Origin of the sequence: Flavobacterium sp. CSZ (genome assembly GCF_015350725.1) — a bacterium.
In the GTDB taxonomy this organism is placed as follows: Bacteria; Bacteroidota; Bacteroidia; order Flavobacteriales; family Flavobacteriaceae; genus Flavobacterium.
The window spans coordinates 140,409-166,859 of the sequence record NZ_JADKPQ010000010.1 but is presented as its reverse complement, the minus strand read 5'-3'; the positions used below and the strand labels follow the sequence as shown (position 1 = coordinate 166,859).

Sequence of the window (26,451 nt, the reverse complement as noted above, 5' to 3'; positions counted from 1 at the left end):
TCTTTATTGTTTTGATATTACGCGACAGACCCCATAGGTCTGTCTTCTTCGCGGGATTTACTTTTCAATTCACTTGGTCCACTACGCCTACCAAAGTAAAATTTATCCCTAGGGGATTCTTGGTTATTTTACAGATTAAAGGAAACTGCGGATTCTTTACAATCCACATTTCAGTTTGATCAATTTGCGCGATCACGTGCAGCGCATCGATTAGCTTTCCTTCAATAAAAACGCCGTTTTTGTCTTGGTTTTTATCCAGAACATATTGGGTATTGTTATAGAGAAAAGAACTGTTTTTCAATAAATCCCCATAAGCCGACTGTGAGATCATAAAAAAAGTCTCTGTTGGTTTTAAGTGTAACTCCGGGGCATATTCCCCTTGATTAAAACTCAGGGCATTTCCGTTTTTCACTGCCTCGCCGAGCATAACAATACTGCTTTTCACCCCTCTTGTCTCGAGTTTAAAAGTCAGTTTATCCTCTGACGTCTGGGCCCTTAGCGATAAAGTTCTGGTCTGTCCGTGAAGTTTGCACACGTAATGCAAGACTGTATTATTTTTTATTGTTGGAATGTAGCTCTGAGCTACACCTGTTTGATAAAATATCAAAAACAGAAATGCTGTAATTATATTTTTCATCTTTGTGATTGTTTTATTTTGCCGGTGGTAAAATAGTAGTTCCCCAAGGCGAAGGTTTGGAATCCATCTCTAAGATTAATTCTCCTCCCTTATTAATATCATCATGTAAAATCCAGGCTTTATTATAAGATTTTCCGTTTAAAAAAGCCGCTTTTATATATTTGTTTTTATCGGTCATTTTCTTGGCTGTAATTATAAACTCTTTACCGTTTTCTAATTCTATGGTGGTTTGTTTTACAAAAGGGGTATTGATCAGATAATAAGGCTGTCCGGCGTTTGGATACAAGCCCATCATGTGAAAAGCCAGCCATGAGGACATCGCTCCCGAATCATCGTTGCCAGGAAGTCCTTCTCTTGAAGTATTGAAATTCTTCTTGATAATGGTGCTGATTCTCTGGCTGCTCAAGTGCGGTTTTCCAATCCAGTGATAAAGACATGGGGTTAAAAACGAAGGCTCGTTGGCCACATTATAAAATTCTGAATCAAAAAAAGTATTCAATCTGTTTTCAAAGGCTTTTGCGCCTCCTGATTTTCGAATCAGTTCGGGAACATCATGGGGAATGCTAAGGGAATATTCCCATGAATTTCCTTCATAGAAAAACACGCACCAGTGGCATACATACCAAGGCGATTCGATAATTACCGGGGTGTATCTAAAGGTAGGCTTCTGGATTTTTGATTCCCCGAAAACAACATCATCGAGCCATTTTCCCTCTTTGTCCCTTGGCATAATAAATCCTCTGGCGCCATTATTTTCATAATCCGAGCGCCATAAATTCTGCCAGCTGTCGGCTTGTTTGATGTACTGATTGTACAGATCGGTTTTGCCTAAACCTTTGGCTAGAATGGCAATATTGTAATCATTGTAGGCGTAATCGATAGTTCGGTTTCCCGCGCGGTCTATGCCGTAGGGAACATATCCTAAGAGGAGATAATCTGCAAGTCCGCCCCTTCCTTCTTTTTCTTCATTTCCTCCCGGGGGCACTGTGGCGTCTTTGAGCATGGCCTGCAGGGCGAGATCATAATCTATTCCTTTTAAGTTTTTTACAAAGGCATCGGCAAGAACAACCTCGGCGTTAGATCCGCCCTGGGTTCTGCCGTTATCATTACCGCTTCTTCCTTCAGGCAGAAAACCTTCATGTTTGTAAATGTTGAGCATAGCGTTTATGATTTGCACTTTACGCTTAGAATCTATCAGGGTAATTAAAGGACTTGAGGTTCTAAAAGTATCCCAAATGGTATAAAAATCATCATAGTAAGGCTCCTCATTTGTCCATAAGGGATTCTCACCTGTGCGGTCCACAGGCATAATCATGGTATGATACAACCCTGTGTAGAACATTTTTTTATAATCTTGGGAGGTATCTTCAGATAATTTGATTCGGTGTAATAAATCCTCCCATTTGTTTTCTAAAGCAGTCAGGACAGTATTAAAATTCCAATGCGGAATTTCAAGCTCTATATTATTTTTTGCTTTTAATTCACTCAAAAAGGAAATTCCGATTTTAACATTCAGCTCTTCTTTTCCTGCGAGTCCAAAAGAAAGCAAGGCTGCTGTTTTTTTGCCTGAATCAAACTGCGCTTTTTCATTATTGTAAAACGCTCCGTCTTTAAAAGTTACATATCTTGCAATAGGCTGATCAAAAACGGCCCAGAAATAAACCGTGTAAGCGCGCCCGTTATTCCAGCCTCCCCTGATTCTACTGTATCCCCTCACTTCAGTATCTGAAACAATTTCTATTTGCGAGCCCACAAACTGCTGGGCTTCCCTGGCATCAGGAATCTTTTCTTCTCCCAGAAAAAATCCCGGATCAATCTTTAATTCTTTAGAGGTATTTTTGGGGTAAGTGATGCGGTAAAAAGATACTTTCTCTGCTGTTGTGATTTCGGTTTTGATTTTATTTTCCTTGAAAACGCTTTGATAATAGCCCAGTTTTACATTTTCTTCAGATCTAAATGCACTTTGATCCATTTTATCCAAAGCGCCGGAGAAAGGCATAATCTGAATGTTTCCGTATTTAGGGCCTCCACCTGTTCCACTGACGTGAACCTGGCTAAAGCCTGTTACTTCTTTTGGCATTGGAAGCCAGCCGCTGTTGGGACTCACCGTACAGTCCGGACTTGGTTTTACCATTCCATAAGGACAAGAGGGCCCAATAAAAACCCTGCCGACTCCTTCTGATCCAATCATGGGATCTACATACTGATTCACCGTTCTTTGTGCATTAATGCTAATTGCAGCAAGAAATGATAGTGCTAAAAAAAAGATAAACTTAGCCGATATTTTCATTTGCGTATTATTTCTTTAGTTTTTCTTTAGGTCTTTTTAAATGTTCTTTAATTGAAATATTTCGGGGATTTGGTTGAGCTGACATCTCTAAGATCAGCTCGCCTCCCTTTGCAATATCCTGGTGGGAGAGACTAAAATCCCGCACTGTTTGATTATTGTATTTTATATCTTTTATATACACATTCTCAGGGCTGTTATTGGCCGCCTTTATCACAAAGGTTTTGCCTTTATAATATTTAGAATTTAATTCTATTGCAATTTTACTAAATATTGGACTTCCTATTTGATAAACAGCATCCTTGTCTGTTCCTCCATTGATTTGAAATAAACCCAGTTTAAGCAACACACTTAGACTTCCCATTAATCCCTGATCCTCATCTCCGTTATAACCTGTCTCGGGAGATAGACCACTGAAGGTTTCCCTCACTACGCTTCTTGTCCAGTACTGGGCCAGATCGGGCCTTGCCAGCAGGGTAAAAATATTTGAGGTCTGTATGGAAGGCTGATTTCCAAAATTGACAGGAATTCTGCTAAACTCGGGATGTAACTCCGCATCGTGTGATGTACCGGAGGTATAATGTTGCTTTTTAGCAGTCTGAAATTGAGCGTTCAATTTTGCAACAGCCTTTTCTTTTCCGCCCATTAAAGCAGCAAGACCTTCAATATCGTGCGGCACAAACCAGGTGGACTGGGCTCCATTGGATTCTATAAATCCATTTTCATATTGATAGGGATCATAATTCTCGCGCCATTCTCCCTGCACGTTTCTCGGGCGCATCCAGCCTATGTCTGGATCAAAAACCTTCTGATAGTTTTTTGATCTTTTCATGAAATAATTATAATCCTCCTGATGATTTAGTTTTTTTGCCAGTTGGGCCAAAGTCCAATCCTGATAAGCATATTCTAGGGTCTGGCTAGCACCGTCCTGATGACTTCCAAAATTACCTTCGGGAAGCGGGTAAGGCACATATCCTTTTTGCAAATAATATTTTAATCCCCCACCCATATTGGTATTATGCTCATATCCGGCTTTTTCCATAATACCTCCGGGCATATGATTTTTTTTAAGAGCAATATAAATAGACTCTAAATCTTGCATTACAATTCCTTTTTGAATGGCGCTCACTATAAAAGGAGTTGTGCAGGCCCCTGTCATCACGTAAGTATCATCTCCCGCCGAAGGGCCACGCGGAATCATACCCCCATCTTTATAATATTGCATTAAAGAATACACAAACTGCTCCATAATTTCAGGATATACAAGACCCCAGAGATTATTTATGGTCCATTGTGCTCCCCAAAAAGCATCTGAGTTATAATGATTGAATTTGGGTTTTCCATCAGCATTTAAAGGCAGCTGTCCAACCCTGAATTGCTGCCCTGTATTATCAGGATAAGCTCCATTTGCATCACTGATCATTTTTCTGCCTTGCAGGGCATGCCACAGATCGGTGTAAAATCTTCTTTGATCTTCTCTTGTTGCTCCCTCTACTTTTATTCTTCCCAGTAAAGCGCTCCATTCTTCTCTGGAATCAGCCACTGTTGTTTTAAAATTCCAATGCGGTAATTCAGTTTCAATATTGTTATTGGCATTTTCAACTGAGGTGTAGGATATTCCAACTTTCATTAGTAGCTCAGGGGTAGCTGTATTAAAATGAACTAAATAATTCCCGGTCTCATTGTCTTTTTCCAGCGAAGTAACAGGCTGATTTGTTTTAATTTTAAAAAATACAGTTAAGGGTTTGGGGCGTCTGAAATTGGTACTCAAAACCAGTGATCCAGAGAGTTCATAATCATTGTTTTTTTCTAATTTCCCATTGGTATTCTCACAAGGCCCTAAAATAGTGTTCAGATTAAAAAGAACTGCTTTTTGCCCTTTTAGTGGAAAAGTATACCTGTGAAAACCTACTCTTGGTGTGCTGGTTAATTCTGCCTTAATTTGATATCGATTTAATTCTACCAAATGATATCCTGGTGTTATAATTTCGCTTTGATGGCTGAATTTGGAATAAAAATCTTTAAAAATTCTTTGTTTGTTTTCATCAGAAATTATTACAGGCATTAGAGATACACCCGACATCTGCCACTCGTGAATATGGCTAAAGCCTTTAATGGTATCTGTGGTATACTTATAGCCACCTCCCCAATCGCCCTTAATTTGGGTATCAGGACTTAAATTGACCATACCAAAGGGACGGCTTGCCGATGAGAAATAAAACCATCTGGAATTCTCTGTATCAAGCAGGGGATAAACCATATCGGAGAGCTGCTTTTTTTTTAAAGAAACCTGATTTTGGGTTGTACAGGCCCCTAAAAAAACAAGAGCTAAACTCATTGCAATGCGCGCTATTTTATAGATTATATTTAGCTTCATTTATTCTTTGTATTGTTGGGACAATAGTGGTTTATTTCTAAATCGAAATAGAAAAGCGCAGAATTTCTGCTGATAAGTATCGCGTTGTAATGCATTTTAAAAACATGCCTTGAGAGAAAATTACAAAGCTTAATCTTTCCTTTACTCCTCCCGGCGTCATTCAATTAAGCTTTGTTTTTATTTAAAAAAATCAATCTGAAACTGATTTTTATAAGAAACTGAAAAATCAGTTTTTCTCTATAGTAAAAAAGGAGAAGATTTTTTACTCTCCTCTCCTTTTAAAATCAGACTTGACTTACCCTGTTTACTTTATTGAATCCTCAGGATCAATACCCATCATTTTGAGTTAGAGCCGGATTTAAAACCATAGCATTGGTTGGGATAGGAAACACGCGATGACGAATATCTGTATCGGTTTTGTATCCCCATTGCCCTTCATATTTTCCAAAACGGATCATATCATTTCTATGCCATGCCTCCCAGGTAAACTCGCGGGTTCTCTCCTTATAAAGTTCTTCCAGAGTAACACCGCTTAGGGCTGCAGATGTTGTACGGTTAGAACGAACCATATTTACCAGTGCATCTGCACTTTGTCCTAAGGTTGCACCTCCTCCGCGAAGAATGGACTCTGCTTTCATTAAAAGGATATCGGAATAACGCAAGAAAGGAACGTCGTTCTTTTGGTTACGATTTGTTGAGGTAGCATCGGGATAGAATTTAATATTTCTATACCCCATATTCCAGGCAATTTCATCATTTCCAAGATCAAATAAAGTTACGCTTTGACGAGGCACAATATCCGGGGTTAAATTCACCTGATAGGTATATGCTGCCCCTCCATCAGATCCGCTATAAAACTGATCGTATCCTTTTTTAGTTGTGGTAACCATGACCGGGGTAACCCCGTCATTCATAAATTGAAGACCTGTAAGCCATTGTTTGTTACGTATATCATTTACATCATTAAAATATGCATAAAACTCCGGAAGGGTACTTCTTGGTGAACTTGGCGTATAGGGAAGACCGAACTTGGCTCTTTCAGAACGAGGTACATCATAACGCGCATGATACATTTGTCCATTAAAACCAACTGAAACTGATACCGGATCATAAGGAACTGCAAAAATGAACTCTTTGATCTGCGGTCCGTTAGTAGGATAAAACATTTGAAGATACGTAGCTCTTGGTTCAATAAGATATAAACCAGAATTAATTACCTGATCGCAAGCCGCAATACAATCATTATAGCGTTGCGTTCCTGTATATACATCAGCATTCAAATACAATTTGGCCAGCATTGCATTGGCAGTTTGTCTGTTGGGTCTTCCATAGGTTGTAATGCCCGCCGCAGGATTTAAATTAGGAACTGCTTTTTTTAATTCTTTTTCAATGAAATTGAAAACGTCTTTTCTTGGAGTCTTAGCATGAGAGCTAAAATCTCCATATAATGTATCTAGTGGCACATCTCCGTAACTATCCATTAACATGAAATAAGAAATAGCGCGCATTGTTTTTAATTCAGAAATCAACGTTTGTTTATCTGAACCCTCAGGCATAGTTTGATTTAAAATTGAAATGGCCTGATTGCTTGTTCCGATAACCTTAGAGGACCAGTCCCAAAGACTCCCTATAATACCATTATCTGCATTCCAGTCATGGTAATGCATGGCGATGTAATTTCTGTTATCAAACCAGTTACCTCCTCTTGATGGCAGAATAGCTTCATCTGTAGATAAAGATTGAGACCACCACCAGGCAAATGAAAATTCACCACGAAATGCGGAATAAACAGGCCCTGTGGTCTGAATATATTGCGCTGAATTTTGAGGAAAAACCTCCGGTGTCAATTGTGTTGTAATAGGCACGTCTAGATCATCACAAGACCATATTAAACCAGCCATAAGTACTGGAAGCCCTAAATATTTTAATATCTTTTTCATAATTTTTAGCATTTATTTTTTAGAAGATCACATTTAAACCGAACATAAAAGTTCTGGTCTTTGGATAGAAGTTGTTTGAATCTACACCTGGAGCTGTTCCTCCTTGTTCAACCTCGGGATCAATTCCTTTGTACTTGGTAATCGTAAATACGTTATTTACTGTTTGGTAAATACGCACACTGCTGATATACCTGCCCACTTTACCAAAATTATACCCTAAGGTCATATTGTCTAATCTGATATAACTTCCGTCTTCTATGAAACGATCCGAATATTTATATGAGTTTAAATCATTTGGTGACTCCCCTGCTGCATCCACCAATATATTGTTTGTCATGGCAGTACTCGGCCTGAATAAATCAGCGCGCGTTGCATTGAAAATTTTATTGCCGAAAACACCTCTGAAGAAAATACTTAAATCAAATTTTTTGTATTGAAAATTATTGGCCCACCCGGCTAATAATTTTGGCTGTGCACTTCCTGCATAGTGATAATCTACTCCAATTAGAGGTGTAGTGGTCAAATCACCATTTTTATCATAATATTGGGAAACCCCACTGGCATTTTTACCGGCATACTTCAAGGTAAAGAATTGTCCTAAAGGTTTTCCTTCTTTAAAAATCTGTAATGTACTTCCTGTTTGTCCACCACCATCTGGTTGTACACGACGGATAGAATCTCCCCCAACAAAGAAAGGGCTGGTTAATTTAACAATCTCATTTTTGTTGTGGGCCAAATTCAGGTTACTAGTCCAGCTGAAATTGGCCGTTTTAACCACAGTGGCGCTCAAACTAACCTCAATACCTTTATTGGACATAGTACCTCCGTTTGCTACAATTGTTCCCACCGGTACCAGTACCGGATTAACATTATAGTTAAAGATCATATCTGTTGTTTTTTTATCGTACAGATCAACAGAACCTGATATTTTTCCTTTTAAGATCGAGAAGTCCACTCCAATATTGGCAGTAGCTGTTTTTTCCCATTTCAAATCCGGGTTCGCAGCCTGGTTGGGACCATAAGCTCCAATTTGTTGTCCATTGTAGTAGAAAGTTCCCAAACTCCCGGAGATAAACTGCGCCGTATAGGCATTAAATCCAGAAGAGTTACCTGTTACCCCCCAGCTTGCGCGGAATTTCAAATCACTAAAAATATTTTGATTCTGCATGAAACTTTCTTTGTCTACTCTCCATGCGCCTCCCACAGAAGGGAAATATCCCCAGCGATTATTGGCCCCAAACATAGACCCGCCATCTCTTCTAAGGGATCCCTGTAAAAGATATCGGTCTTTATAATTGTAATTTAAACGTCCAAAATAGGATATTAAACGCGTTTTTTGATACGCCTTGCTATCTCCAAAATTCACCACATAACCATTAACAGAGGTGTAGTTACTCAGTGCAAGGTTGTTATATCCTACATTATCTACCGGGAAGTTAGTTGTGGTAGCCTGAAATCCGTCCCCTAAGGTATTCTCCTGCCAGGAGTACCCGGCTACAGCTTTTATTTTATGCTCTCCTATTGATTTTTCCCAACCAAGGTAGCTTTCAATAATGTTGTTTCTGGTCTCATAGGAATTTCTCAGCGCAGAGCCGTTTACTCCAAAATTAACCAATGTTTTAGTCAAAGGCGGATCTGGGTTGTTGTAAAAGTTGGCACTGTTGTACTGCGAGTAATAACTGTCATAAAATTCTCCATGAGATGAGGTTAATCTTTGGTGGGCTAAATTCAAATTATAAGTAAATCCAAAGGGAAGTTTTACCTCAGCGGTAAGATTACCCACAAGGTTATCGGTTTTAGTCTCATCAGTACCATGCTCAATTAAAGCCACCGGGTTAAAATATCCCGGACTGGTAAAGTTTTCAAAAAAACTGCCATCGGCATTTCTTACCGGAGAGATAGGAAGATAGCTTGCTGCCTGCAAAAGAACTGTATTTCTTTGTGGCACATTTTTATATTTGGTAGTAGAATTGGTAACATTTAAACCAAATTTAACCTTATCATCAAAAGCAAATTGTTCCACAGATAAACGCGCAATGATACGCGAGAAATCACTCTTAAGCATGATCCCTTCTTTACTCAGCGAGGTAATACTGGCCGTGTAGTTTCCATGATCTCCACCACCGCTCATCGATAAGTTATGGCTACTTGATGAAGCGCGTTCTGGTCTTAAAATTTCTTTTTGCCAGTTTGTATTGGCCCCCTTGTCGTTCTCTGGTGTAAAATTCAAATTGTTTTTAGTGGTAAAGGCCCTTAATTGATCGGCATTCATCATGTCCAGATTATTTGAAACTTCTTCCCAGCCAACATAACCATTGTAGGCAATCTGGGTTCTGCCCTTACTTCCTTTTTTTGTGGTTACCATAATAACTCCATTTGCAGCACGGTTACCATAGATTGCCGTAGCGGCAGCATCTTTTAAAACATCAATACTTGCAATATCATCTGGTGCAATCACCGAGATATCAACCCCTGGAATACCATCTATGACATAAAACGGACCTTGCGAGCTATTCAGTGTTGAGGCACCACGCAAAACCACAGAAGCCGTTCTTGTCGGGTCGCCACTTGATGAAATGTTCAAACCAGAAACCTTACCCTGCAAGAGCTGTCCAACATCGCTAATGGCTCCTCTGTTTAAATCCTCAGCCTTAACAGACGTTACAGCAGTAGTCAGGTTTTTACGCGATCCCTTACCATAACCAACCACTACTACTTGTTCTAAATTAGTGGTATTAGATTGTAATTTAATGGAATAATTTTTTTTTGCCGGCTCTAATTTTACAGACTGATCATTAAAGCCCATAAAAGAAACCAGCAGTATCGCATTTGGGTTTGAAACCGAAATTTTAAATTTCCCGTCAAAATCTGTTGTGGCTGTATTAGTTGTCCCTTTCTCCAGGACATTAGCCGCTGGCAGAGGAATACCTTTCTCATCTAAAATTATACCCGAGATTTCTGTTTTTTGCGCCCAGGTATTAATTGATAAGCCAAGAAAAAAGGCTAGTAATAAAAGTTTAAGTTTTTCCATTGTTTTTTTGGTTAATTGGTTAATATAGTATTGACGAAATTACTGGTAAAGAAATCTTAAGAAATGGACAAGTTATTCACAAACATGGATAAATCCTTTAAAGCCAATAAATGCAAGGGTTCAGCAGCGTATCTTTATAAAATTATATCATTAAAAACTGACTAATTAATCGATTTCGTAAAAGATTTCACTTCATATCTTCAGTATCCTTTAAGCCCAGGGTTCAAAGCTTAGGTTATATTGCCTTTATCGAGGTAATGGTTATGCTCTTTGTATTATTTATTTACTCTCAGACCATTTAATTTCCCAGTTTTTAATTAATTGTCTTTCTTTTACCTCATCAAATGGGGTGTTATCTAGAGCTGACTCTCTTAAGGCCTCTAAAAACATTTTCCATCTTGGCCAGTAAAATCCCTTGTACATTCCCTTCCATGATCTTGAAGCGTAATCATTTAAATGACCTTCTCCGCCCCAAAGGGTAATTAAGGTTTTGGCATTTTTTACATACAATTGCGCTACCTGTGGAGAACTTGCATACTCAGCGGCCGATTTCACCCAATTATCAAGACTGTTTAAAGGTTGTCCGGTCATGATATTGTCAATAGCCAAGGCTTGTTTTTGGATCTTTTTAAATAGTTGGTCTGCCTTTGTGATGTCTTTGTCCCGGTACGCCTTTACGCATGCTATCAAATCCTCATCAATGCAGAGTGAATAATAATGTCTTGAAATATCAATTAAATCATAATAAATAAAATTCTTTTTATCATATCCTTTAGCCTCTTTGCTCAAAATATCTAAAGCCTGTTTTAGTTTTTTCTTGTCTCCTGGATTTCCTTTAAATTCTGTAATTTCTTGCGTTGGACGCTTAAAAAGCAAATACGCTCCAGCGCTATCATTCCACCAGCGCGTTTCCCAATACTTGACATTGTAAACAGATTCTAACAATAATTGCCACGCGTGAAGAGCCCCAGCAGTAGTCTTTTTACCGTATTTGGCATGAAGATATGTCTGGAGCCAGTCCTCTATAGGCTCCTGTCCTTTATTCCAGGGAAGATCATAAATGTATTCATAGACTATAGAGTTGTTATTCAAACCTTCTGGCATAGCTCCATAGCCCACAATATTTCCTTTGTTGGGATTTTTCAGCAGACTTGTTAATTCATTTTTATAGAAATTCAAATCTCCATACACAGGATTTGACCCGCCATAATTATGTACATAACCATAAGTCCATTGTTTTCCATAAAAGGCTTCCTGATTCTCCCATACTTTATATCTGTCGTTGGCATAATCCTGAACCATTAGTCTGTCATTTGGCACTTTACTTAAAAATGCACTGGTGGCTTCTTTGGTCCAAAATTCCTTATTGTCTCCAAAAAGCCATCCCTGCATTACCCAAACCGCCCCTGGTGCTGCCTCATTAATAGTTTCATAGATAGCGCTTCCGTAATTGGAGAGTTCTTCATATTTATTATCCTGGGATACTGGAGGCTCGATCTCGTTAAAAGAATCTGCCAGATAGAAATTAGACGCTCCATAGATACCGGTATAAATTTCAATAAAGCGTTTTCCTAGTTTTTTAAATAAAGGATCTTTTGAATCCAGTAGAAACGTACTGGCAAAACCACCTCCTGACCAGGATTTTAATTCCGTTATTTTGGCCTCTGGATGTTTCTGGGCAAAAGCTTTGGGAACATACCCGCTAAATGCCGGTACAACAGGATGCATATCTAGAGCCCTCATTCTTGCCAGGATTCTCTTTTGCAGTGCTTCTTTTTTAGTGAACCATTCAGGGGGCAATGGTCCTTGAAGACTGTTGATGTTTCCCATACGCTGCCAAGGCAGAAAGGCTGGTCCTGCAAAATGTGCTTCCAGTTCAGTACTTGTCAAACCGTACTCTTTCCATAATTGCTGCCAAGCGGCTTCCTGACCTTCCATGGCCGTTGGAAGATTTACCCCGTGCATGGCCATCCAGTCAATTTCCTGTTCCCAGCGTTTCCAATCCCACCATGGTGTGGTGTATCCAAAAGTGCAGGCATTTAAATACTCTCGGTACTCAAAAGGCGTATCCCCTTTTTTTAAGTACTTGGGCCAACTCTTAGGCAAGCCTACTCTATTTCCTTCCCAGCTCACTAAAACCGCTCCGATATCCCTTAGAAAATGATACGCTGCATAACAAATAGCAGTATTACTTGATGCCTTAATTTTTACCTTATTCCCTGTCGTTTCTATTTCAAACCAATCTGATTGATTAACCTGTTTTTTCTCAATTATGCTCAATTCAAAATCACTGGCCCGGTTGCCTATAAGTCGCTCTATTACTCCAAAGGCCTCATTTGTATTTTCCTTGTTCTGACTATAGCCTGTAAAGGCGCAAAAAAACAAAAGTATAAAGAGTGATACCATCTTTAAGGAATGGCACTTTTTAATTTTAAAATTCTTTCTTTTCATATAACGTTATATTTATTAAATTCTCTGACCCCTTATTATTCTAGTAAAAACAATGGAGATGAATTCATCTCCATTGAAACTAAAAACCAAACAAAAATCTACTGCTAATAATCAGCAATCCTATTGCATGAATTCAGGATAAACCATAGATCCTAAACTAAAAATAAAATTATATAGAATTTTATGCTACTTAATGGATTTATCAATCAAAAGCATAGACATATTCATTGAATGCTTTAAGTTTTTAAAGTAAAAAGGTATAAATTGAGAAAAAAAGTAAATTCTATAATCAGTATATATAAAAAAAAAGGTTTTGGATTTACAGTTCGAATTACTCTTTGCCCGTCAGTATTTAAAACACATAACAATCCTTAAGGGCTTTATTTTTTTATTATATTATTTTCTTTGTAAATAGTTTCAAAAAAATTTCCACAATCGAAAAACCCCTTATATTTGCACTCGCAATCACAAAATGATCGCGACATACTGGAGAAATGGCAGAGCGGTCGAATGCGGCAGTCTTGAAAACTGTTGACTGTAACAGGTCCGGGGGTTCGAATCCCTCTTTCTCCGCGAAGGCCCGAAAACAAAGGAAAAACAAGATTTTCAAAGTTTTCAAAAATGGCCAAAAAAAGCGGTAAACCCTGCAAATCCAACGATTTGCAGGGTTTTTTATTTTATACCGCTTTTCAATATTTATAAAATCGAACAAAATCTTTGTGGCACATTCGTGGCACACTTGGAAATTTCGAAAATGTGCCACAAAATTTCATCTTAAGTCCCGATATCAAAGGGGTTAAGCACGTTTACATCTTGTTTAAATGAGGTTATAATTCTACATTTACTAATCTAATAAGTTGAATTATGCTAGAGAACAGCTTTGGGTTGATATTCTTTTTGAAAGCATCCCGCAATGAGAGTAACATTAGAATCGTTTATTTCAGGATAACCGTTGACGGAATCCCGAAAGAAGCATCCACCAGACGGAAATGGGACAGCGAGCGCTGGAACCAGAAAACTGAAAGAGCAACAGGCACAAGAGAAGATGCTAAGTCGCTGAACTTTTTTCTGGATTCACTCGCTATGAAGATTCATGAAATCAAATCAGAAATTATGTACACCGGAAAACCCATAACTTCCCAAAAGATTATGGATCACGTTATGGGAAGAATGATACCCAGAGCCAAGGTGCTGGAAGAATTTCAAAAACACAATGATGAATTGAAAGCCCTGATTGGCAACGGATATACAGAAGCCACATTGGAAAGATTCAATATTACTAAAAATCACTTAACGGCTTTTATTAAATCTAAATACAATTCTAGTGATTTTGAATTTGCTGACTTAAATTTTGAATTCATAAAAGACTTTGAGTTCTATCTCCGTACCGTAAGGAAATGCGCAAATAATACCACACTTAAATACATTTCCAACTTCAAGAAAATTGTAATACGAGCCATCGACAAAGAAATCATTATCAAAGACCCTTTTAAGAATTTTAAAGGAAAGAAAACTAAAATCGTAAAGAAGCCTATATCTGCAAAAGAATTGGCTGAATTGGAAAGGCGCGAATTTTCGACTGACCGGCTTAATACCGTGCGCGATATTTTTGTTTTCCAGTGCTACACGGGACTTGCTTATATTGATGCATTTCAGCTCCGGAAAGCTGACATAAAAGATGGTGTTGACGGAAATCAGTGGATTTTATCTGAGAGGCAGAAGACAAATTCTACGGCAAGAATCCCGCTTCTTCCAAAGGCGATCGAAATTCTTGAAAAATACAAAGATCATCCGGTTTGCATTAAACGCGGAACTGTACTGCCGGTTTCTTCTAATCAGAAAATGAATGAATACCTTAAAGAAATTGCTGCATTATGCGGTTTTCCATTTACGCTCAATACACATATGGCACGCAGGACATTTGGAAGCACGGTAACATTAAATAATAATGTCCCAATCAATGTGGTAAAGGAAATGCTAGGACATTCATCAGTCAAACAGACAGAATCCTACGCTATTACAGAGCAGGCTACTATAGGCCGGGAAATGACATTGCTGAATAAAAGGCTAAACCCTGAAAAAACTGAAATGTCACAGGAAGATCTAACGGCACTGATCAGACTGGAGAATGAATTAGAATTAATTAAAGAGAAATATAAGATACCATCCTCTTAGAATATAATCTCTAAAATAATTTGATATAAAAGAAAGAGGTTATCTCAATTATGAGATAACCTCTTTTGATATAATTCAACTTCACTTCTATAACCAGGATGGTAAGAAGGCATATACTTAATATAGCCCAAATCCTGCAGCTGTTTGAAATATTTATGATAAGTGGGCAGTGTATTGATATGTGACAATAACATGAGCTTACGACGGCTGACTTTAATTCTCTGCCTCTCTCCCTGCCTATATCCTAAACTTAGAATTGCATTTAAAATAGCCAAATGCCATACGTTGAGCTGCGGATCTTCCATATAAATGGATAAGCAATCTATGACTTGGTGTTCGGTTATATTATTAATTTGACTCATCTTTGAAAAGTTTTAAAAGATCTTCTTTATTGTAGTAATACGAGCCAAGAACCTTTTTAAATCGGACTTTCTGTGTCATTCGAAGATTTTGAACCGAACCGGCTGAAATATCAAGCAGTTTCCTGACGGCCTTACTTTTTAACCACTCTGGATCTGACGATTCTTTTTGTTGAGAATTCTTTTCTTTAAATATAGTTTGTATTTTATCCAGTAATAGAAGACCAAACTGCCTTAGATCTTCCTTTGTAACAATTTCTTCCATAACATCTTTATTTATGATTCTAAATGAAATAAATGCTGCTCCTTCTATTTTTATTTTTCGTTGGAACATAAAAAAGGTATCCGTATTCATGCAATTCACGCATGCACTTATGATATGTCTTAGGTGACATTATTTTGGCAATCTTTTGAATTTCGATGCTGTATGCTTGTATTGGGTTTATAAAATCTCTGTTTGCGCGAAATTGAAGCAGGGCAGCAAAAATTGCAATGTGAGTTGTGCCTATTCTGAAGTCGTTGTCAATTGCCTGAAAAAATCCCGATAAAAGTTTAAGATTTTCCATAACTATATAAGATATATACACATCACATGTGATGCGACTTTTTTGCGGTCTGAGTCTCAATATTCTGCTGCGGTTTTAGCAGCGGACTAATTTTACAGCCGTTTTTAATTTCTGTAAAACTAACTTTCTGCATCCTGTCGTTATAAAAAGTCAATGTCTTAAAGCGTGGATTTGCTTCCAAAAAAACTTTCATTTCTCTCCCTTGAATCAGAAGCACTGCTTCTTCCCTCCTGCCCTTTTTCAAAGAATCGGCCAAGGATTCGAATGTCTCATAGCCATCATATTTAAGAGGAATTGCTCTTAAGGCATTGCTGACGTTATATCCATACGCTTCCGGAAATTCATGCATCCGATAATTGTCATTAAGGTCTTTATCGTAGAAGTTAAACTGTTTCCAAGTTCCGCTCTTCAGAACTGCTCTTCCTGCAAGCATTTCGTATGCCTCTGTAGCGTTAAAACTCTCAGATTTTTCATTCTTGAAGTAGTGCGTACTACGGCTAGATGGCGACGAATCTGTATCCAGACTTGATCTGAATCCATCAAACTGGTAAGCCCCCTGTGCATCTTTTACAAATTGCAGTGAATGTTCAAGTCTTTCATTTTCTGAGATGTGATAAGAAACGGGAACAGAAAAATTTAACTGCTGTTCCTGAATATGTTCCAATACTTTGCCATAAGCCTCATGAAAACCGCTTTTTATAAGCTGTTCCTCTAAAGTCTTCTTGTTTGATTCCAGATCTCTAACATAATCACGTTTATCTATCCTTTCAAAAACAACAGCACTAATTGCTTCATTTAAAAGCCGCTCAATGATATTGGGATAGACCTGACGGCTCAATTTATTATATTCATGCTTAAGAAATCTCAAAGTTATTTTTTCGTCTACGGATTTCGTCTTTTTATATTTAAAAAGCAACATCTTAAAAAATTTCAGTTTCTCTATGCCAAAAGAGCGTTCTATCGGTGGGCTGTTTTGAAATAAAAATTTTAATTTTTCTTCCTTGGACATCCACAATTTTATCTCGTTTTCTACTCTATTGTTTTCAGAAGACATAGCTGATTCTTATTACTACAAAGCCTTAAACCGATCTGCCCGCTTTTTTTGAACGGGAGTTACTGTTCTTTTCCTTCTGAGAAGGCTCATCATCGTTATTACTCTGGCTGTTCTGCTTTGACTCAGCCTTTTTTTCCTCCTTGCTTTCGCGATGATTAATTCTCTGTTTATCGCCGTCGTAGACATTCAAAGTTTTAAATTGCGGGTTTGCCTCTACGTACATCTTGCTTTCCACGCCTGCTACAACAAAAGTTACAGACTGCAGGTTTCCTTTTTTTAGCGAGTTTAAAAGATCTTCTTTGTACTTTGGAGTATTGAGTTCTTTAATTGAATGTTTCTCAAGACTTGCTTCCAGATCGTAACCGTAATTTTGGTGGTAGTGATCCAATTTGAAGTTTGAATTGCTGTCGCTTTCTTTAAAATTTAATTTCAGCCACGCGTTATAAACTTCACCTTCCCTTGTTTTCAGGTCTTTATTAACCGAGCGACCTTCCATTAAATTATAAGCTTCTTTAAGGGTAATATTACTGCTGTTGTTATTAATATAAAAAGTCTGTTCCAATACTTGTTTGGAATCTTCTTTTTTAAGGTTTACATGATAGGAATTAAAAAAATACAAATCGCTTTGATCTGATTTTTTAAAATTCAGTACTGCAGTCATGGAATCTGTTCCATAGACACCTTCCTTCATAAGCTTAAATTCTGTTTCTCCTTTAAGCATTTTCTCCTTCAAGTCCTGGTCGAACGTTTCTCCAAAGCCGTTATATTTCAGCTGATCTTTCAAGAATTCTAAATTTTTCTGATTCATGACAATTATTTTTTTAGTTATTACTCATTTATAAGCTGTTTAGAACATCGAGATTTATTAGATCATTATTCTTAACATCTATTTCTATATGCCTCCCGCCATTTTTTTCAATAAGCTGTATAGTGAGGTATTTCTTTTCGGGGATCGTAAATTTGGATACGGCGTAAACTATATTCACTTCAGATTTGTCCGGAATTACAGAAGAGGCAGAAGTTGAATACAGGGGTATTACCTCTATTTCCTGAGAGGCTGTTCGCTTTGATTTCTTGCGGTCGCGTATAAAAAACCTCAGCTGGTCTATCTCATAATTAATTTTTGAATTATTGCCCAAGAGAAGCCTCAAGTACAATATATCCTGATGAATGAATATACCGGTAACATTCAGTTTCATTTCAAATCTTGAACGTTTTAGTCCTTCTAATTTTTTCTTTTTAGACAAAGCAAGGCTGGCATATTGCTCAATTTTCTTTTGATTATCGTTCTCCATTGAAAACAAAATATTCCCACTTACAACAGCTGTATTATCGGCTTTAATATTTAAATCAGGACAGGATTCATCATAGTTCAGAACAAATACATACAGCCTATTGTCAGCTGTCACTACAGTGAGGTTAGTCTGATTGAAATTTTCCTTTGACGCTTTGACCAGTAAAATATTCTCAACTCCTTTGGCTTTCTGCATTAAAACATCCGGGCTTCCCTTGTCAATACTTTTAATAGCATATGGAAAAATGATACTGGTAGTTTTCGAATATCCTATCTGAAGATTTTTATACTCTTCCTGATTCAAACCAATTTTTTCATTAATAAACTGCGCATAGCCTGACAGCATTGTCAGCAAACAGCATAACATAAAAGTCCAATTTCTAATTTTCATCTTTTTTAGTTTTTTAATTATTCAAATTCTTTTGTTTCTCATCAAACAGCAGTACCTGATACCCGGCTTTAACAACTACTTTAATCAGTTTCACTTTTTTGCTCATCAGGCTCTTTGCTGCTTCAATTCCCATTCCTGCTGCCTGCGCTCCCCAGGAATCTGTAACTCCGGTCAGTCCTAAGGTTTGAATAGAACGGTCAGCAGAAGCCTTGGCAACATCTCTGTTGATCGCACCTGGAATATAAATCCCGTCAATACCATCCATATCATACACCGTTAATTCCACCGGAAAAATTGAATTTCGAAACTGAATGTTGTTGATTTTAACTTCCAGCCTCTCCCCTTTCAAAGATGCTATTCCGTATAAAAATGTGTTTTTGGGAATCATAGTTCCTTGCAGAGATATATTACTGATTAGTCTGAGCTTGACCACAGACCCGTTGACGATGGTCTGAGTTTCATGGATCACTGCCTCTATTGAATTTTGCTGTTTCTCCTCGTGCTCCAGAGTCTCATCAGCTGTATAAAAGGAATTACTCTTTAAAGAACTTGAGATGGAATTATCCTTCTGAAGCGATGTTGTATTATCTTCTTCTTTTTTACGGTTAACCGTAAAGATTTTTCCCTTTTTATTATCTGAAGACTGTTTTAACCTTTCCTGCACACGCGATGGGTGTTGAATATCCAGTATGTTCTCAAGCATCCCTCCAAGCTGTTTGAGTTCCGGGTCAGGTTCCTGTGATTCTCCCATCTTACTCATTATTTGCTCTAAGTTCTTTACCTCATCGGAAACGCCTTTTGATGAGCCGTAGTTTTCAAACTCTCTCATGTCCTGACCATAATTGTCGGTTATTGCAGGCTGGCTGATTGCTTTTTGAAGTGCCTGCAGTTTTTGGTAAACTTTCTGCTCATTCCTGTTTTGAAATGATGACGAATTAAAACCTGTTTTGCCTTTTTGAAATTGTTGAACTTCAAAATCCGTATCTGAAAACTCTCCTATAGATTCTTGTACTATTTTTTGATTGGAATAATTAGGATCTTTTTTAATCTGTTCCTGAAGCTTAATAGAATCTACTGCTGCCTGATCATAATAACTCATTTTATCAAGCGCTGAATCTTCTTTAAATTTTGGAAGAGGCAGATTAAAATTAAATCCCTTTTTTATTTCATCTTTTCCTCCCATCGCTTCCATTTTTCCTCCTCCCAAAGTGTAAAACAGAATAGTGATGAAAGGAAGTGTTATAAGAGGCAGAACCAAAAGCATTTTTCGCTTTTTGGATTCTTTGGGTAATATTGATTTATGTTCCATAATTTTACTTTTTAAAGTTGATAGTTCTAATTTTTGAAATGACAGCTGTCTTTTGAGCGGTTGGAAAATCACTTTCTGAAAATGCTGTATAAATGTTATAGATAAAGTAACTTCCTGTTAGAATGGTAAATGAAATCAGAAGGCAGATAAGCTTTCTTCTGGAAAGACCATTGATTAGTACATCCATTTTCTGGGCCCATTTTGTCTGTGCAGAATGATAATACCTGTGATACACAAAAGGCGTTTCCTGTTTTTGTAATAGTGATTTCATAGGCGTCTATTTTCTATTCTCAACTGTTAAATCTTTGTTTTCGATGGTATTGAAGCGTTCAATTAAAAAACCGTGGGGATTATTATCGCTTCTTGAGACATTGCGAAGACACCCTTCTGTTACAAGGTTTCTTTTCAGAATGCTGGTTGTTCTTATAATGTTCTGTTTTGCAAAACATTTAAAGCGGTACGGATATTCATGTGTATCTATCGAAATACTGTCAATCTGAACGGTCTGACTGATATTGCCCGATATAATTCCGGAGTAAAATCCGTTTTCTTTCAGGTCATCATAAATACGTTTGGCACTGTCATCAGCCAGATAAAGCGCTTTTGTAACATTGGTTTTAATGACTTTATCATCGGGATCAAGGGTAAAGAAAAACTTGTGAAAGGTCTTTACGTGATCTCTTGCTTCCACCGGTACATTATCTTTTCTCTCCGACGCGTAAGCTTCGAGCGCTTTTCCATTTGCCAGTATATAAACCTTATCCTGCATCTGGGTTACAGACTCAAAACTTTTGTAAAGTGTATAACAGCATATCATAATACATCCGACAATAATCAGCATCGTAAAGCCTCTGACATATTTAAAAGCGGTATCTATATTTTTCATTTTGGTAAACATGAGCAGAATTTTTTTTTTATTTAGAATTTCCTTTAAGCCTGTCGCTCATATAGTTTCCTTTCTCCTCAAAATAAGGAGCACTTCCGGTCGATGATGACATGCTTTGGGACATCCGCCCTGCTGCATTCCCCATTGAATCCAGCACCATACCAGCTCCCATTGATGTTTTGGAAACCACTGAACTGGTTGAATTACTAAAGAGTCCGGTAACTTTCTGACCTAAGGCGCCTCCTCCAGCAGCGTGGACTATATAGTTGGCAACCGATGGAACGGTAAAATACCCTATGATTCCGATAATCATAAAAATCAAGTAAGACATATCGGTCCTGCTAAAAAAGGTGTCTCCTGTAGCCTGCACCTGGGACAGATCCAGTTTTAGCATCAGTTCCTGAATTTTCCCTATAATACTTCCAAAGATATTGGCCACTGGAAGCCAAAGATAAATGTTGATATATCTCGCCAGCCATACCGTGAGTGTATGCTGAAAGCCATCAAATACAGCGATACCAAATACAAGAGGTCCTAAAATAGATAACACCACCAATTGGAATGTCCTGAGCGTATCAATGCACAATGCCGCAGCCTCAAACAAAACTCTGAGTACCTCACTCATAAATTCCTTGACAGAGTTTCGAAAATTATAGGAAGCTTTTTCCATTGCAAATTTGACATCGTTTCCGATTCCGGCCAGCATGCTCTCATTGGACGGATCTTCATCATGGGTGTACTTATACCATTTATCCCTATCCCCTGTTCCTGTCGCACCGACATACATTTTCCACGGATCAGTTTCCTTTATTGCCTTTTCTTTCTCTTTCAGAAGAACTGCAACAGCATTATTGGATCCTGTAACCATAGCAGCAGTTGCTGTAACCGTTGGTTTCATTATTCCATTAATTAGAGCTAATACCGAAGGAAAAATCATAATACAAAACCCAATTACAAACGGTCTGAACAGCGGATAAAAATCAATGGGTTCGGCGTTGGCAATATGTCTCCATACTCTCGAAGCTATATACCAAATCGTTCCGAATCCTGCTATACCCTGCCCAACCGCTAAAAGATTACTGCATAACGGCATCATTTCATCATACAACTGTTCCAAAACAGAGTGAAGGCTCTGCATATTATCTCCAAGTCCTTGTGCATGGATAAAAAAAGGCATTAAAAATGTGACGGTTATAAAAAGAACCGTTTTGCAAGATTTAAAAATGTTCATCGCTTTAGTTTTTTAGTTCCTGAAGTTCTTTGGAAGCATAAACATCCTTCGCTTCTTTTGCTCTTTGCAGTGCCAGCACATTTGATGTTGAATTAAAGTTTCTGAGAAACAAAAGCTTATCCTGCATCTGCAGATAAATATCATCTACCGCTTGGAGCCTTTCGTCATCCGACATCCTTAGTTTATCTGCTGTTACAACCATTGTAAGTTCATCGAGATTCCTTAAACTCTGGCTCAGAAGATTTCCATAAACCTTTTCAAAATAGCTGATTTCTTTTTCGCTAAAGTTGCCGCTCTTTACAAATCGATTCAATCCATTTTTGGTTTCCTTCATCAGCAGCAGCTGAAAATTTATGATGTCCCCTACTCTTTTGTAATTTTTTACAACAGGGCTCACCTGCATAAGGGCATCCAGAAAAGTTTTATGTAGGCTGAAATTTCCCTCCGACATATCCTTGACTGTTTTATAGCCACCCGAAAGAAGCTCATAACCCTTTTTCATATCGCTTAAGATCTTTTTAAACTGGGAGAGTTTTTCAATGTTTAAGATTAGCTGCTGAATCTCTGCTGATTGTGCATTTGCTTTGTGGGAAACAATTGTCATTGAGACTGTCAATATTAAAATCAATATTTTTTTCATAGCTTTTTATTTTATAATCCGTAGATAGATCCTGCATTCTGGGCATCTCCTTTTTCACGACTCTTTGATAAAGACAGAAGTTTCGCTTCATTGCTGAAAGACAAACAGAAATTATAATCCTCCACCATCATTTTGTGCAGCGCATCAATACGCTCGATCCTCTGGTCATCTTGAAGTTGCAGTTTGGAATCGGTAGTAATAAACAGGAGCTGGTCAAGGGTATCGTTGCAGTTCTCAAGAAGTCTCTCAAAAGAACGCTCTATATAATCCAATTCATTTCCGTGAAATAAATCACTTCCCTTCAAATCACTATAGGTCCTTTTACAGATTTTCATTATTTTAAACTGCATGGAGAGAATCTCAGCTGTCTTATAATAATTTTTAACCTTGGGATTAATCTTCAGTAAAGAAGTAAAATAATCACCATGAAGATTCACTTCTCCCCTCTTTGCATCGCCAATAAAATTCAGTCCTTTTGATACAACTGAATATCCTTTTTTGGCGTAGTCAATGTAAACCTGAAGAGCAGCAATCTGCAAAAGCAGTTCCTTTCTCTGCTTGGCCTGCGCCTGAATTCCCTGATGGAAAAGCAGCACTATCAAGGATATTGAGATCATTTTTTTCATGATATTTTTATTGAATTACGGAATTCCGTAAAATTGTTTGACCTGATTTACATCTGCTTCTGTCTTGGCCCTCTGAAGGCTAAGCATCACATTCTGCTGATTAAAAAGAGTGAGATCATCATAATTGGCATCAATCTGATCTGCAGCTTCATTAATTATTTCGAGTCTTTTCAGATCGCTCATCTGTGTGCTGAAAGAATCCAGTATTAAAAATATCTGATCCATATTCTTCACGCTTTCTTCCAAAATGCCCGAATAAACACGCTCCATATATTGGATTTCATTATCTTTAAAATGAGTATCCTGTTTGAATAAATTCCAGGCTCTTTCATATTCCTGCACCAGTTTGGTTTGTTTTTTAGTAATATCTTTTATCCTCTGATAATAGGTAATAATTGATTTTACCTTTGCCAGTTCTTCATAATAGCCTTTATATAAATCTTTCTGCTTTTTAGTCCAGTCCGAAATTTCATCCAGCTTTAACTTAGAGAGTACATTTTCAATCTGTTTCTGGGCATTCTGAAGCCAGATCGTTTTGTTCTGAAGTTTCTGAATCCTAAGATCAATTGCTTTTATCACTTTTTTGGTGACTGCTTTTACTATTTCCAATATCGGCAGTGCAGCTATCCTTTCTGCCGGTCTTGCTGGCGTGCTGATTAGCAATAGACATATTATGCAGGTAATTATTTTTGCTTTCATTTTTTCCTTAATTAATTTCCATTCCTCATATCGTGGGCCATAGCTGCGATTCCTTTTTTGATGTCGCCCCCAAACTTTTGGGCATAGGCATTCATTTTCACTTTCTCGCTTTCCTCTGTTGTATAGGCTAAATACTCCTCCAGTGAAACTTCTGTTCGGTACACTTTTGAAAGCATACTTCCCAGTGAAATAAACACTTCCTTATATTTCTTATCAGGATCGTTCGCTTTATTAACCGATAGCACCAATGCCTTTTCTTTTTCGGTGAGCCCTAGCAATTCCTGTATCTGATCAAACTTGTTCTGATATTTGCTTTGGTCCAACAGTATCTTACAGTCGCTGTTATTTATAATAGCCTGTTTGACAACTGGCGATGAAATAATATCTTCAACCTCCTGAGTGACTACTATAGCCTCTCCAAAGAATTTCCGCACAGTCTTGAACAAATACTTAATATATTCTGACATCCCTTCTTTGGCAATCGCTTTCCAGGCTTCTTCGATGAGTATCATTTTACGAATGCCTTTGAGCTTTCGCATTTTGCTGATAAAAACCTCCATGATAATGATCGTTACCACAGGGAATAGAATCGGATGGTCTTTGATATTATCCAGTTCAAATACGATAAATCTTTCCTTTAAAAGTTCCAGATTCTCTGTGGCATTTAATAGATAATCAAACTCTCCTCCTTTATAATACGGACGAAGTACATAGAGAAAATTATTAACATCAAAATCCTTTTCCTTCACCTTATCGCCTTCCAGTATCTTTACAAAATCATCTTTCAGGAAATCGTAAAAGCTGTTGAAACATGGGAAGAGATCGGAGTTCAAATCCAGTTTTTCATAGTAGAGCTGAAGCGCATTTGATAAAGCCACATACTCGCTCCGATTAAAGGTTTCATCGTCTTTTTTCCAAAGTGCCAAAAGCAGTGTTTTAATGCTTTCTTTTTTCTCCGTATCTAGAGTATCTCCTTCTGAAATGTAAAAAGGATTAAAGCGGATAGGGTTTTTCTCATCGTAAGTGAAATAGTACCCGTTAACCATATCACAAAGTCCCTTGTAACTATGACCTACATCAACTAAAACAATATGTGTCCCCTGCTCATAATAGCTTCTGACCATATGATTGGTAAAAAATGATTTACCGCTTCCCGAGGGTCCGAGTATAAATTTATTCCTGTTGGTGCAGATTCCCATTTTGACAGGCTCATCACTGATATCAACATGAACAGGCTTTCCTGTTAAACGGTCTCCAAGCCTGATACCAACAGGACTTAGCGAAGACCTGTAGCCTGTTTCCATATTCAGGAAACATACGGCCTGCTCGGTGAAGGTGTCAAACGTATCATTCATCGGAAAATCAGCTGCATTGCCCGGCATGCCTGCCCAGAAAATCTGCGGAGCGCCGACCGTTTCCTGCTTGGCTGCCGCATCCATCTGAGCGAGTGCTGATGACACTTTGTTTTTAATATCCTTCAGTTCTTCTTTGTCTGTACTCCATGCCAGGACATTAAAATGTGCCTTAACCGGAAGTCTCTGCTGGGATACCGCTTCGTTCAAAAAATCATTCGTCGCATCCCTCGCAATCATATTTTCCCTACTATACGCTGATAAAGACTGTAATCTTAACCTTTTGCTTTCCAGTTTTTGAATAGTCTTCTGGGCATCTTCTATAAACAGATATTGATTATAAATATGATTGCAGGATAAAAGCTGTCCCAGAGTGGATGCAAATCCAATACTGAATTTGGTTTTATCAGTGGAATACCTATCAAAATTGATTCTCGAACCGCACAACGCCGGCAGATCAGCCGCATCTCCAAGTGTAAAAAGCTGGCAGTGTTTATCGCCGACAGCTAAACCTTCATCAAATTTGATATCCTTAAAAAAAAATGAATCTTCCTTCTCTGATAAAAAACAGTACTTTTCAATCAGTCCCAATTTTCTGCTTTCACTTTTAAGTGAATCATTTTTCATTCGGGTAAACTTGACAAAACCGCTGTCTTCCATAATTCTTTTAAACTGGCCGGTACAGTCAATAAAATCCTGTAACACCTGTGCTTTTAAAGTTTCTTCCGGCACAATTGAACGTCGCAAAAGATTTGAAAAAAGCGAACTTGAATTTTTTCTTCCCTGCGGCTTCTTAGTCAACATGATATAACAGGAATGATCCAAAAACGGTCTTTCATTAAAAAACCGCTCACTGCTCCGGGTTAAAAAACTGCTGTCATCACTCGTAAAATCAGCTTTGTGACTCTTTTCTAAAAACCAGTCCTGCTTGTGAAAAACACAGAATTTAGGAAGCACTTTTATTGCTTTTATCCACGACTGATGAAAAGCTTCATATTCATGATCCGACAAAGTAAAAATCTCAGGCAGCTCAGCCTTAAACACTACAGTTACATCGCCTTGTTTTGATAAAATACAGTCATGTTCAACTGCCATAATCGGCAGTAAATCTTCCATCCTCTTCTCCATCTCCTTTTCATTTCAACA

At 37.9% G+C, this 26,451-nt stretch carries 20 protein-coding genes and 1 tRNA gene; 2 read left to right on the top strand and 19 right to left on the bottom strand.

Annotated features, from left to right (window positions below; all coding sequences use genetic code 11):
- Positions 1-64: 64 nt before the first annotated feature.
- From IRZ78_RS13435 to IRZ78_RS13410, 6 genes are all read right to left on the bottom strand, one after another.
- Positions 65-637: a hypothetical protein gene (locus IRZ78_RS13435; protein WP_194617034.1), complete on the bottom strand. Its 573-nt coding sequence runs from the start codon at positions 635-637 to the stop codon at positions 65-67.
- A gap of 13 nt (positions 638-650) precedes the next feature.
- Positions 651-2,927 carry a GH92 family glycosyl hydrolase gene (locus IRZ78_RS13430; protein WP_194617033.1) on the bottom strand — a complete coding sequence of 759 codons (2,277 nt, stop codon included), beginning with the start codon at positions 2,925-2,927 and terminating at the stop codon, positions 651-653.
- A gap of 7 nt (positions 2,928-2,934) precedes the next feature.
- Positions 2,935-5,301: a GH92 family glycosyl hydrolase gene (locus IRZ78_RS13425; protein ID WP_194617032.1), complete on the bottom strand. Its 2,367-nt coding sequence runs from the start codon at positions 5,299-5,301 to the stop codon at positions 2,935-2,937.
- A 326-nt stretch (positions 5,302-5,627) separates the two neighbouring features.
- Positions 5,628-7,241 (bottom strand): RagB/SusD family nutrient uptake outer membrane protein, encoded by a 1,614-nt coding sequence (locus IRZ78_RS13420; RefSeq protein WP_194617031.1) that lies wholly within the window; start codon positions 7,239-7,241, stop codon positions 5,628-5,630.
- 19 nt (positions 7,242-7,260) lie between these two features.
- On the bottom strand, positions 7,261-10,272 hold the full coding sequence (locus IRZ78_RS13415; protein WP_194617030.1) for a TonB-dependent receptor: 3,012 nt from the start codon (positions 10,270-10,272) through the stop codon (positions 7,261-7,263).
- A 279-nt stretch (positions 10,273-10,551) separates the two neighbouring features.
- A complete protein-coding gene (locus IRZ78_RS13410; RefSeq protein ID WP_194617029.1) occupies positions 10,552-12,723 on the bottom strand; it encodes an alpha-N-acetylglucosaminidase in 2,172 nt (723 codons plus the stop codon).
- Between the two features lie 488 nt (positions 12,724-13,211).
- Between IRZ78_RS13410 and IRZ78_RS13405 the strand changes: the two genes are divergently transcribed.
- Positions 13,212-13,296, top strand: a tRNA-Ser gene (locus IRZ78_RS13405).
- Between the two features lie 291 nt (positions 13,297-13,587).
- Positions 13,588-14,898, top strand: a complete 1,311-nt coding sequence (locus IRZ78_RS13400) for a site-specific integrase (protein ID WP_194617028.1) — start codon at positions 13,588-13,590, stop codon at positions 14,896-14,898.
- A 44-nt stretch (positions 14,899-14,942) separates the two neighbouring features.
- On the opposite strand, the gene IRZ78_RS13395 is transcribed toward IRZ78_RS13400, so the two are convergent.
- The 13 genes from IRZ78_RS13395 to IRZ78_RS13335 form a co-directional block, all read right to left on the bottom strand.
- Positions 14,943-15,260 (bottom strand): hypothetical protein, encoded by a 318-nt coding sequence (locus IRZ78_RS13395; protein WP_228520476.1) that lies wholly within the window; start codon positions 15,258-15,260, stop codon positions 14,943-14,945.
- Positions 15,247-15,612: a helix-turn-helix domain-containing protein gene (locus IRZ78_RS13390; protein WP_228520481.1), complete on the bottom strand. Its 366-nt coding sequence runs from the start codon at positions 15,610-15,612 to the stop codon at positions 15,247-15,249. Before IRZ78_RS13390 ends, IRZ78_RS13395 begins: the two co-directional genes overlap by 14 nt.
- Positions 15,613-15,845: 233 nt before the next feature.
- Positions 15,846-16,877 carry a hypothetical protein gene (locus IRZ78_RS13385; RefSeq protein WP_194617027.1) on the bottom strand — a complete coding sequence of 344 codons (1,032 nt, stop codon included), beginning with the start codon at positions 16,875-16,877 and terminating at the stop codon, positions 15,846-15,848.
- Between the two features lie 25 nt (positions 16,878-16,902).
- Positions 16,903-17,685, bottom strand: coding sequence for a hypothetical protein (locus IRZ78_RS13380; RefSeq protein ID WP_194617026.1), 783 nt, complete (start codon positions 17,683-17,685; stop codon positions 16,903-16,905).
- 28 nt (positions 17,686-17,713) lie between these two features.
- Positions 17,714-18,562, bottom strand: coding sequence for a conjugative transposon protein TraN (gene traN / locus IRZ78_RS13375; protein ID WP_194617025.1), 849 nt, complete (start codon positions 18,560-18,562; stop codon positions 17,714-17,716).
- 13 nt (positions 18,563-18,575) lie between these two features.
- On the bottom strand, positions 18,576-19,871 hold the full coding sequence (gene traM / locus IRZ78_RS13370; RefSeq protein ID WP_194617024.1) for a conjugative transposon protein TraM: 1,296 nt from the start codon (positions 19,869-19,871) through the stop codon (positions 18,576-18,578).
- Positions 19,872-19,875: 4 nt separating this feature from the next.
- Positions 19,876-20,142, bottom strand: a complete 267-nt coding sequence (locus IRZ78_RS13365) for a hypothetical protein (protein ID WP_194617023.1) — start codon at positions 20,140-20,142, stop codon at positions 19,876-19,878.
- A 6-nt stretch (positions 20,143-20,148) separates the two neighbouring features.
- Entirely contained in the window at positions 20,149-20,757 is a 609-nt protein-coding gene (gene traK, locus IRZ78_RS13360) for a conjugative transposon protein TraK (protein ID WP_228520474.1), read from the bottom strand.
- 28 nt (positions 20,758-20,785) lie between these two features.
- Positions 20,786-21,895, bottom strand: a complete 1,110-nt coding sequence (traJ, locus tag IRZ78_RS13355; protein WP_228520473.1) for a conjugative transposon protein TraJ — start codon at positions 21,893-21,895, stop codon at positions 20,786-20,788.
- Between the two features lie 97 nt (positions 21,896-21,992).
- Positions 21,993-22,628: a TerB family tellurite resistance protein gene (locus IRZ78_RS13350; protein WP_194617021.1), complete on the bottom strand. Its 636-nt coding sequence runs from the start codon at positions 22,626-22,628 to the stop codon at positions 21,993-21,995.
- Between the two features lie 11 nt (positions 22,629-22,639).
- Complete coding sequence (locus tag IRZ78_RS13345; RefSeq protein WP_228520472.1) at positions 22,640-23,245, bottom strand: hypothetical protein; 606 nt, start codon at positions 23,243-23,245, stop codon at positions 22,640-22,642.
- A gap of 24 nt (positions 23,246-23,269) precedes the next feature.
- Positions 23,270-23,953, bottom strand: coding sequence for a conjugal transfer protein TraI (locus tag IRZ78_RS13340; RefSeq protein ID WP_194617019.1), 684 nt, complete (start codon positions 23,951-23,953; stop codon positions 23,270-23,272).
- A gap of 11 nt (positions 23,954-23,964) precedes the next feature.
- Entirely contained in the window at positions 23,965-26,433 is a 2,469-nt protein-coding gene (locus IRZ78_RS13335) for a TraG family conjugative transposon ATPase (RefSeq protein WP_194617018.1), read from the bottom strand.
- Positions 26,434-26,451 lie beyond the last annotated feature (18 nt).

What these genes read in the sequence shown, in the direction of transcription:
- IRZ78_RS13435 (WP_194617034.1), bottom strand. Translation starts at nt 637, where the DNA reads ATGAAAAATATAATTACAGCATTTCTGTTTTTGATATTTTATCAAACA.
- IRZ78_RS13430 (WP_194617033.1), bottom strand. Translation starts at nt 2,927, where the DNA reads ATGAAAATATCGGCTAAGTTTATCTTTTTTTTAGCACTATCATTTCTT.
- IRZ78_RS13425 (WP_194617032.1), bottom strand. Translation starts at nt 5,301, where the DNA reads ATGAAGCTAAATATAATCTATAAAATAGCGCGCATTGCAATGAGTTTA.
- IRZ78_RS13420 (WP_194617031.1), bottom strand. Translation starts at nt 7,241, where the DNA reads ATGAAAAAGATATTAAAATATTTAGGGCTTCCAGTACTTATGGCTGGT.
- IRZ78_RS13415 (WP_194617030.1), bottom strand. Translation starts at nt 10,272, where the DNA reads ATGGAAAAACTTAAACTTTTATTACTAGCCTTTTTTCTTGGCTTATCA.
- IRZ78_RS13410 (WP_194617029.1), bottom strand. Translation starts at nt 12,723, where the DNA reads ATGAAAAGAAAGAATTTTAAAATTAAAAAGTGCCATTCCTTAAAGATG.
- IRZ78_RS13400 (WP_194617028.1), top strand. Translation starts at nt 13,588, where the DNA reads ATGCTAGAGAACAGCTTTGGGTTGATATTCTTTTTGAAAGCATCCCGC.
- IRZ78_RS13395 (WP_228520476.1), bottom strand. Translation starts at nt 15,260, where the DNA reads ATGAGTCAAATTAATAATATAACCGAACACCAAGTCATAGATTGCTTA.
- IRZ78_RS13390 (WP_228520481.1), bottom strand. Translation starts at nt 15,612, where the DNA reads ATGAATACGGATACCTTTTTTATGTTCCAACGAAAAATAAAAATAGAA.
- IRZ78_RS13385 (WP_194617027.1), bottom strand. Translation starts at nt 16,877, where the DNA reads ATGTCTTCTGAAAACAATAGAGTAGAAAACGAGATAAAATTGTGGATG.
- IRZ78_RS13380 (WP_194617026.1), bottom strand. Translation starts at nt 17,685, where the DNA reads ATGAATCAGAAAAATTTAGAATTCTTGAAAGATCAGCTGAAATATAAC.
- traN (WP_194617025.1), bottom strand. Translation starts at nt 18,562, where the DNA reads ATGAAAATTAGAAATTGGACTTTTATGTTATGCTGTTTGCTGACAATG.
- traM (WP_194617024.1), bottom strand. Translation starts at nt 19,871, where the DNA reads ATGGAACATAAATCAATATTACCCAAAGAATCCAAAAAGCGAAAAATG.
- IRZ78_RS13365 (WP_194617023.1), bottom strand. Translation starts at nt 20,142, where the DNA reads ATGAAATCACTATTACAAAAACAGGAAACGCCTTTTGTGTATCACAGG.
- traK (WP_228520474.1), bottom strand. Translation starts at nt 20,757, where the DNA reads ATGAAAAATATAGATACCGCTTTTAAATATGTCAGAGGCTTTACGATG.
- traJ (WP_228520473.1), bottom strand. Translation starts at nt 21,895, where the DNA reads ATGCAGAGCCTTCACTCTGTTTTGGAACAGTTGTATGATGAAATGATG.
- IRZ78_RS13350 (WP_194617021.1), bottom strand. Translation starts at nt 22,628, where the DNA reads ATGAAAAAAATATTGATTTTAATATTGACAGTCTCAATGACAATTGTT.
- IRZ78_RS13345 (WP_228520472.1), bottom strand. Translation starts at nt 23,245, where the DNA reads ATGATCTCAATATCCTTGATAGTGCTGCTTTTCCATCAGGGAATTCAG.
- IRZ78_RS13340 (WP_194617019.1), bottom strand. Translation starts at nt 23,953, where the DNA reads ATGAAAGCAAAAATAATTACCTGCATAATATGTCTATTGCTAATCAGC.
- IRZ78_RS13335 (WP_194617018.1), bottom strand. Translation starts at nt 26,433, where the DNA reads ATGGAGAAGAGGATGGAAGATTTACTGCCGATTATGGCAGTTGAACAT.